The sequence below is a fragment of the Bacillus sp. mrc49 genome (genome assembly GCF_002803435.1).
Genome location: NZ_PHNG01000378.1, coordinates 1 through 322, shown reverse-complemented (window position 1 = coordinate 322; position 322 = coordinate 1). Strand labels below are relative to the sequence as shown.

Here is a 322-nt window from a genome sequence, read left to right as displayed (position 1 = left end):
CAGTTACAGACCAGAAAGTCGCCTTCGCCACTGGTGTTCCTCCAAATCTCTACGCATTTCACCGCTACACTTGGAATTCCACTTTCCTCTTCTGCACTCAAGTTCCCCAGTTTCCAATGACCCTCCCCGGTTGAGCCGTGGGCTTTCACATCAGACTTAAGGAACCACCTGCGCGCGCTTTACGCCCAATAATTCCGGACAACGCTTGCCACCTACGTATTACCGCGGCTGCTGGCACGTAGTTAGCCGTGGCTTTCTGGTTAGGTACCGTCAAGGTACCAGCAGTTACTCTGGTACTTGTTCTTCCCTAACAACAGAACTT

1 rRNA gene is annotated in these 322 nt (G+C 51.9%); it reads right to left on the bottom strand.

From position 1 onward, the window contains the following. Positions 1-322: ribosomal RNA gene (locus tag CVN76_RS02400) — 16S ribosomal RNA — on the bottom strand; the annotation flags it as partial.